The organism is Bilophila sp. 4_1_30, from assembly GCF_000224655.1.
In the GTDB taxonomy this organism is placed as follows: Bacteria; Desulfobacterota; Desulfovibrionia; order Desulfovibrionales; family Desulfovibrionaceae; genus Bilophila; species Bilophila wadsworthia.
Window position 1 is genome coordinate 573,099 of sequence record NZ_JH114233.1, and the last position, 8,348, is coordinate 581,446.

Consider the following 8,348-nt stretch of genomic DNA (forward strand, 5'->3'; position numbering starts at 1 on the left):
CCGAGGGCGTTCGTGATGGGCAGGAACACCGGCGCGAGCACCACGACCATCGCCAGCGTATCCGCCACAAAGCCGCACAGGAAGATGAAGAACGCGATGAGCAGCAGGGTGATCGTCGGGTCCGTGGAGATGGAACCGAGGAACGCGCCCACGGTCTGGGGGATATGGTACAAGGTGAGCAGCCGCGAGAAGGCCATCGAAACGCCGACAAGGATGGTGGCGGAACCGGCAAAGGCCGAGGTGCGGATAAGCGCCGAGGAAATGTTCTTCCACGTCAGCTTGCGGTAAACGAACAGGCCGACGAACAGCGTCCAGAGCACGCCCACTTCGGCGGCTTCGGTGGGGGTAAATACGCCGCAGTAGATGCCGCCGAGGATGATCACCGGAGTCGCCAGCGCCCACTTGCCGTCCCAAATCGCCTTGAGCAAGCCGTAGACGGAAAACTTTTCGCCGGTACCCTTATAGCCGCGCTTGCGGGCGATGCAATAGGCGGTGATGCACATGGAAGTGGTCATCACGAAACCGGGGATGAAGCCCGCCATGAACAATCCGGCGATGGACGTGTTGGCCACGACGCCGTAAATGATCATGGGATTGCTCGGCGGGATCAGGATGCCGAGCGTCCCGCCCGTGGCGGAGACAGCGGCGGCGTCGTCCTTGCGGTATCCCGCGCCGATCATGCCGGGGATCATGATACTGCCGATGGCCGCGGTAGTGGCGGGGCCGGAGCCGCTGAGCGCCGCGAAGATCATGCAGGCGAGGATGGTCACCATGGCAAGTCCGCCGCGGATGTTGCCCACCGCCTTCTTGGCGACTTCAATGATTTCACCGGTAATCCCGGCGGGCTCCATGAGGAACCCGGCCATCACGAAACCGATGGTGGCAATGAGCGGGAACTGGTCCATGCCCGTGTACAGGTTCTGGGGGATGAACTCCATCGGAAACGGCATCCCGATCATCGAAATGATGGACGCAAGCCCGATAACGCCGAACAGAGGCAAGCCAAGCAACATGAAGAAGACGAATGACAAAACAAGCAGCATGGCTTAGTCCCCCCTGCCCTGGAAGTGGAGCGTATGGTTCCGGAAATCGCGGTACAAGCCCTGCAACACGCGGAACGTCGTAACGGCCATGCTGATCGGGATGATCAGGTACGCGTACATTACGTTGATTTCAAGGGAAGCGGAAACCTGCTTAAAACGGGTCATGTTCTCGAGCATATTGATGCTGTAATAGAAAACAAGCACGCAAAACACAGCGAACGAGAGCTCGGAAACCACGTAACAGACTTTCACCAGACGCGGGAAATGCTTTTCCAGCGTATCCATAAGCATGAGGACGCGAAGCTGTTCCTTGCGCTTCACCGCGATGGCGACGCCAAGATAGGATGCCCATACAAACAGATACCGGCAGAGTTCCTCGATCCACGAAAACGACTTGCTGAGCAGGAACCGGGAAAAAACTTCGGTTCCCAAAAGCAGGATGAGCAAGGACAGCATAATCGAAACGCAAAATTCTTCGGCCCATTCGTCGAGCCAGCGCAAAACCTTCATGATACCTCCCGGAGAATGGCGGGAAGGGCTCCCTTCCCGCCGGGGAACAGCTTACTTCTTGGCAAGAGCTTCCTTCTTGGCCAAAACGACGTCGATGACCGCCTTGCCCTTGGCGGCGTCGCCATCGCCTATCACCTCATAGCACTTGGGCCATGCGGTACGTCCGAGACGGACCCATTCCGGGAGGTCTTCAACCACGCCGAGCAGCTCCATGCCGTGTTCCTGCATGAGCTTGTCGTCGGTGGCGAGCATGTCGGCAACCTTGGTGCGTTCGTACAGCATGGCTTCCTTGCCGGCGCGGATCAGAGCGTTGCGCTCCTTCTCGGGCAGGCTCTGGAGCCAGCGTTCTCCGACGATGAAGTTGCAGCTGTGTACGGAGTAGTTGATCATGGTGGCGTACTTCTGCGCTTCGTAGAACTTCAGGGTCACCACGTTGTTGAAGCAGCCTTCCTGACCGTCCACCACGCCCTGCTGGAGCGCGTTGAACGTTTCGGCAAAGGAAACGGCGGTGGGCTCAAGGCCAAGAGCCTTGAAAGTCGAGACCATGAGCGCGTTCTGCGGCGTGCGGATCTTGATGCCCTTGGCGTCGGCGAGCTTGCGGACCGGGTGCTTGGCGCTGGTGGTCAGCTGGCGGTAGCCGATGTCGAGAATGCACAGCAGACGGCAGCCGCCTTCCTTGATGGCCCATTCGTTGTTCTGATCCCACATGGCGTCTACGAGGGCACGGAATTCTTCCAGCGAGTCGAACATGTACGGCATGTTCACCCAGCCGCAGGAAGGCGCGAACGGGGCATAGTTGTTGGTGGCGAGGTTGGCGATGTGGATGGTGCCGAGCTGGATGCCGCGCACGGTTTCCTGTTCGTCGCCAAGCTGCATACTGGGGAAGAACTGGAAGTCAAAGGCGTTGTCCGAATACTGTTGAGCCAGTTCGATGAATTTGTTATAGAAGACGTTAGTGTAATTCTGCGGGTTCGCGTCCACGGAGGACGCCACGATCACCGTGGTCTTCGAGGCGGCTTTCGCCTGACCGAACGCAAGGCCGATCACGGATGCGCACAGCAGGCAGGCAACAAGCAATTTCTTCATGTCATTTCCCCTTGAACTGACATCGTTGCGGGAAAACTCCCGCTGAAACATTCCGCAAACGGCTGCGGAAACCTCCTCAACACCCCCGGCGGCTCCCTTTTCCGCCGGGGTCCGGGGGAATGACTCCCCCGGATGCCCCGGAAAGGGCTACTTCTTCGCCAGAGCTTCCTTCTTGGCGAGGACGATATCCATAACGGCCTTGCCCTTTTCGGCATTGCCGTCGCCAATGACTTCATAGCACTTGGGCCACGCGGTACGGCCAAGGCGGATCCATTCGGGGAGGTCTTCGACCACGCCGAGCAGTTCCATGCCGTGTTCCACCATCAGCTTGTCGTCGGCCTCAAGCATACCCGCGACCTTGGTGCGCTCATATTCCATAGCTTCCTTGCCGGCGCGGATCAGGGCGTTGCGCTCCTTCTCGGGCAGGCTCTGGAGCCAGCGTTCGCTGGCGATGATGTTGGCGCTGTGCACGGAGTAGTTGATCTGGGTCGCGTACTTCTGCGCTTCGTAGAACTTCAGGGTCACCACGTTGTTGAAGCAGCCTTCCTGACCGTCCACCACGCCCTGCTGGAGCGCGTTGAAGGTTTCGGAGAAGGAAACGGCGGTGGGTTCGAGGCCGAGAGCCTTGAACGTGGAGACCATGAGGGCGTTCTGCGGCGTGCGGATCTTGATGCCCTTGGCGTCGGCGAGCTTGCGGACCGGGTGCTTGGCGCTGGTGGTCAGCTGGCGGTAGCCGATGTCGAGGATGGACAGGATACGGCAACCGCCTTCCTTGACGGCCCACTCGTTGTTCTGTTCCCACATGGCATCGAGCAGCGCGCGGAATTCATCCAGCGTATCAAACAGATACGGCATGTTCACCCAGCCGCAGGACGGGGCAAAGGGCGCGTAGTTGTTCGTGGCGAGCATGGACATCTGAAGCGTGCCGAGCTGGAGGGCGCGGACGGTTTCCTGTTCGTCGCCAAGCTGCATACTCGGGAACAACTGGAAATCGAACGCGTTGTCGGAATACTTCTGAGCGAGTTCCACCAGTTTCTTATACGTGACATTCATGTAGTTCTGTTCGCTGGTGTCCACGGACGAGGCCACAATCACAGTGATCTTTGAAGCGGCCTGCGCCTGCGTCTGAGCAAGCAGCATCGCGGTACACACCAAAAAGGCGACGAGAAACCGTTTCATGCAAATAGCTCCTGTGGATAAAGTTACCCAAAATGAAAACCAACCGAAGGGTTCCGGCATCAGGGGCGGCCACCCCCCGCAAGAGAGCGCAGCGCATCCTCAAGCACCCATGCCCCCAAAGCGAGGTGCTCAGGCGCGGTGGCCTCCTGCGGACAATGGCTCAGCCCCTTGATGCTCGGAACAAACAAAAGCCCGACCGGCACTCGGCTCCCGAGGCTGGCGGCGTCGTGGGCGGGACCGCTCTTGAGGAAGAGCGGCTGGACACCCCGCCTTTCGGCCGCCTGCCGGAACACCTCGCCCACTTCGGAGGACGTGCGCACGCCCCCGCTGGCGGAAAGCCGGACAAGCTCCAGATCAAGCCCTCTGGATTCGGCGACGGAACGCACGAGCGATTCGATGCGCTGCCAACCCTCCTCCAGAACGGGCACGTCAACATGGCGTATATCAATGGTAAACGTCACCGACTCGGGAACGACGATCCCCACATTGGGGGAACAGGCCAATTCGCCGATGGTGCAGGAAAAATCTTCGGGCAGCTCGCCGTCCTTCCAAAGCTGCTCCATGCGGAAGGCCAGCTCGGCGAATCCGGCGGCGGGATCGCGGCGCCCCTGCATGGGGCTGGCGGCGTGATCCGAATGGCCTTTGTAGACGATGCGGTGCAGGCGCATCCCGGAAATGGCGGTAACGATGCCGAGCTCACGCCCGGCGTCTTCGAGCATCGCGTTCTGCTCGATATGGACTTCAAGGAAAGCTTTAACATTCGCGGGATCGATCTGTTCTCCGGGCAGGGCATCCGGGTCGAGCCCGAACGCACGCAATCTATCGTAGGCGGACCCTTCGGCGTTGCTCAGGCGTTTCAAGCCCTCCACGTCGATCTGCCCCGCGATGCCCTTACTGCCGAGGCATGTGGAACCGAAATTCGCCCCCTCTTCCTCCGCGAAGGCGATGAATTCGATGGCGCGTTCCGGCTTGTATCCTTCATCATGGAAGGAACGCAGCGCCTCCAGCGCGGCGACCACGCCGTATGTCCCGTCATAGCGTCCGCCGTTACGCACGGTGTCGAGGTGGGAACCGGTGAGCACGGCGGGAGCGCCGGTCGAGCCTTCAATCCGGGCGTGCAGGTTCCCCATGCCGTCGGTCCAAGGTTCCAGCCCGATAGCCTTCAGTTCGCGCTCAAGCACGCGGCGGGCACGGCTGTCCGCTTCCGACCATGAGAACCGCGTTACCCCGTTTCCGGGCGTCGCGTTGCACGTGGACAGTTCTTCAAGCGTATCAAAAAGGCGCTGTGCCTGCATGGAAACCTCCTTGAGTGTCTTCGGCAATGATGGTTCGCTTCGCCGCAATATCCGCTGGGGCAAGGGGGAGGGGCTTGTCTTGAAAAGCCCCTCTCCATGTCATCCTACGTTACGCTTCGTACACCACACGCCCGCCGCAGATGGTCTTCAGGACCTTGATGTCCCTGATGCCGGACGGATCGATGGCTTCAATATCACTGTCGAGCAATACAAAATCGGCAAAGCGGCCCGGCTCGATGCGCCCGCGGTCGTGTTCCCCGCCGCAGCAAAGGGAAGCATAGGTCGTGTAGGCTTCCAGCGCCTGACGCGGGGTAATGCGCTGATCGCCCCCGAACAGGACACCGCCGTCGCTGATACGGTTTACCGCCGCGTGCATACTGCCGAGGGCGGTCACCGGAAGGACGGGTGTATCCACATGCAGCGAGAAGGGCATATCCAAACGGACGCAGGAACCGGCAGGGTCCATACGCGCGGTGCGCTCGGGGCCAAGGAAAATGGCGGCGTGCCGATCGCCCCAGACTTCGATGTGCCGGGCGAACAGGCTCGGGATGATCCCGCAAGCCTTCATGCGCTCAAGCTGCGAGTCGGAAACGAGCTGCGCATGGATAAGCATGTGGCGCAGATCCGTGCGCGGGCACCGCTCCACGGCCTTTTCAAAAGCTTGGATGACCGATTCCGAGGCGGCGTCGCCGTTGGTATGCACGGCGACCTGAAAGCCGAGGCAGTGGTACTTGATGATGATTTCGTCGATCTCTTCCTGCGACCACAGCAACGCGCCCTTGTAGCCGGGGCGGGTGTAGTAGTCTTCAAGCAGCGCTCCGGTGAATCCCTGAATGGAGCCGTCGGTGAAGTATTTGACCCCGCCGATCTTCATGTGGTCGTTGCCGATCCCCCACAAGCCGAGGGGGATGAGCTTGTCCATCTCGGAAGGCAGAAGCTGCAAATAGGCTCGGGCGTTGAGCCGGCCTTCGCGGGCAAGCTCCATGTAAGGCCGGAGGAAGACTTCGGCTTCGCCGTTGATCCCGAGCCCGCCATCCTGAAACGTGGTAAAGCCTTTCTTATTGTATTCGGCGATGGCGCGGACGAGGCTTTCGCGCACCTGATCTTCCGTGGGAACGGGCAAGCGGCCCGAGGCTTCGATGATGGCGTTTTCCAGCAGCAGGCCGGTGGGCACGCCGTTCCCGTCAAGGACGATCTCGCCGCCGGGGACCTTCGTATCGGCGGTGAAACCAAGACGTTCGAGGCCGATGGTATTGACGTACCCCATATGTACCGAAATATGGACAACCATCACGGGCCGATCGGCGCAGACGGCATCAAGATCGTGGCGGTTCATGTGGCGGTTGTCGGAAATGCCCGAGTCGTCATACCCGTAGCCGATCACCCATTCGTCATCGCTTGCGGCGGCCTTGTCGCGCAGTGCCTGCTGCACGGCGGCGATGGAACCAAGCGAAGCGCCGCAGTACACCTGATTGAGGCAGCGGCTGAACGAGGACATATGGCTGTGGGTGTCGATAAAGCCGGGATAGAGGGTCCCGCCGCCGAAATCCACGACGTCGTATTCGCCCGCTTTGGCGTATCCGAGGACCTCTTCACGAGTTCCGACGCATTCGATGCGCCCATCCGCGATGCAGACGGCTTCGGCCTTGGGAGCCTTATCGGACATGGTGACGATATCAGCCCCGACATAGACGGTCTTTTTGCTTACCAACATGAGCTTGCTCCTTTGATGGTTCGTGCGTCGTATGGGGGCGTTCGGAACGCAATGCGAAAAAAATCCCGAAAAAAACACGCTGCCCAACTGTCCATTTTGAGCTATTGTGCTTTTTCGAACGAAATGGTTTTCAAAAAAGACCGCACAGGAATATCTTTGTAATCGTAAAGAAATAAAACCATTATGCGGTCAAATGAAAAGCTCTTCGCTCTTTCTAAGAAAAATACGGCATGATATTCCTGTTTACTTGCGAAGGATGGACAAAAAATAACGCCAAATGGACATTTTCTGTTCCAAAACGGAACAAAGTACAAACAATAAATAATTACACAATGTTATCGATACAACCTATTTTACATGTCCTCCATTGTCCATCCGCAGTATTCGATGTCGACAAGTTGCACACCGGGAATCCCTTCTGATACAGGCAAAGGTATGACAAAATCAGTTCCGCGACTTCCATAAGACGGGCTTTCACAAAGCCACCACCGCAAAACCAATCCGCAAGCATAGACTTGCCTATTTTTGAATGGAGTGTTTTCATTAAGAAAAGAACCGGCATCTTCAATTGACGCAATCCGCCCGTTGTCAACACATATTGTACATTAAAGAACAATTTATCCGTATCAAAAGGCCCATCCCGTCCGATACGGTTCAGGGGGCATCATGGCGCTGCGGCAGCATTATTGGAATCCCCGGACGAACGAAGCCTGTTTCGTTGATGAAACACAACTCATTTATGCCTTTAATGAAAGGCAGGATGCCGGGACATGGAGCGACCTGCATGTCCATCCCGACTGGGGGGAGCTGCTGTTCGTAGCCACGGGCAGCATCGTCCTGTGTTCGGACACGGGAAACTTCCTCGGGCAGGGATACCGCGCCACATGGGTCCCGCCGGGCGTCCAGCATGAATGGTACCTGCCTGAAGCCTCATGGAACCGCTCGCTTTTCTTCCATGCTTCCCTGTTTGAGGGTTCGCCCCGTTTCCGGCAGTGCCACGGTTTGGAAATGTCCCCGCTGCTGCGAGAGCTCCTCTTTGCGGTGGACGACCTCAAGCCGGACTTCACGACGGAAGAAGGGAAACGGCTCGCACTGGTGCTTATGGATCGCCTCAAAGCCAGCAAGGAAGTTGGCGGGCCCCTGCTCATGCCTTCCGAGCACCGTCTGGTGGAGCTGTGCGCGGCAGCCTTGGCCGCACCCGACGCGCCGATATGCATGGCTGATTGGAGCCGCCATCTCGGCATGTCCGAAAAAACCCTCGCCCGCCTGTTCATTCGGCAAACCGGGCAAACGTTCGGACGCTGGCTGCAAATCATGCGCCTCCAACACGCAATGACCGAAATCGAGCAGGGGCAAAGCGTCACCGCCGTCGCCCTGAACTGCGGCTACAATTCCGTCTCCGCCTTTATCTCGGCTTTCAAGAAGCATTTCGGCAGCACCCCCGGCGCCATCGCCAAGCGCCGCCACGATACGGAAGAGAGAGAGAGAGAGAGAGAGAGAGAGAGAGAGAGAGAGAGAGAG

The 8,348-nt window shown here is 58.7% G+C and carries 7 protein-coding genes; 1 reads left to right on the forward strand and 6 read right to left on the reverse strand.

The window, feature by feature from the left end; all coding sequences use genetic code 11:
• The 6 genes from HMPREF0178_RS14395 to HMPREF0178_RS14420 form a co-directional block, all read right to left on the reverse strand.
• On the reverse strand, window positions 1–1,043 hold a 1,043-nt coding region (locus tag HMPREF0178_RS14395), incomplete at its 3' end, for a TRAP transporter large permease (protein WP_009368764.1).
• Between the two features lie 3 nt (window positions 1,044–1,046).
• The gene (locus tag HMPREF0178_RS14400) at window positions 1,047–1,553 is read right to left on the reverse strand and encodes a TRAP transporter small permease (protein WP_005024248.1); all 507 of its coding nucleotides are present in this window, start codon (window positions 1,551–1,553) and stop codon (window positions 1,047–1,049) included.
• Window positions 1,554–1,604: 51 nt separating this feature from the next.
• On the reverse strand, window positions 1,605–2,639 hold the full coding sequence (locus tag HMPREF0178_RS14405; RefSeq protein WP_009368765.1) for a TRAP transporter substrate-binding protein: 1,035 nt from the start codon (window positions 2,637–2,639) through the stop codon (window positions 1,605–1,607).
• Window positions 2,640–2,786: 147 nt separating this feature from the next.
• On the reverse strand, window positions 2,787–3,818 hold the full coding sequence (locus HMPREF0178_RS14410) for a TRAP transporter substrate-binding protein (RefSeq protein ID WP_005024244.1): 1,032 nt from the start codon (window positions 3,816–3,818) through the stop codon (window positions 2,787–2,789).
• A gap of 59 nt (window positions 3,819–3,877) precedes the next feature.
• Entirely contained in the window at window positions 3,878–5,113 is a 1,236-nt protein-coding gene (locus HMPREF0178_RS14415) for a M20 family metallo-hydrolase (protein WP_009368766.1), read from the reverse strand.
• Window positions 5,114–5,222: 109 nt separating this feature from the next.
• Window positions 5,223–6,827, reverse strand: a complete 1,605-nt coding sequence (locus tag HMPREF0178_RS14420; RefSeq protein ID WP_009368767.1) for an amidohydrolase — start codon at window positions 6,825–6,827, stop codon at window positions 5,223–5,225.
• Window positions 6,828–7,493: 666 nt separating this feature from the next.
• Between HMPREF0178_RS14420 and HMPREF0178_RS14425 the strand changes: the two genes are divergently transcribed.
• A partial coding sequence (locus tag HMPREF0178_RS14425) for an AraC family transcriptional regulator (protein WP_009368768.1) occupies window positions 7,494–8,348 on the forward strand: 855 nt, incomplete at its 3' end.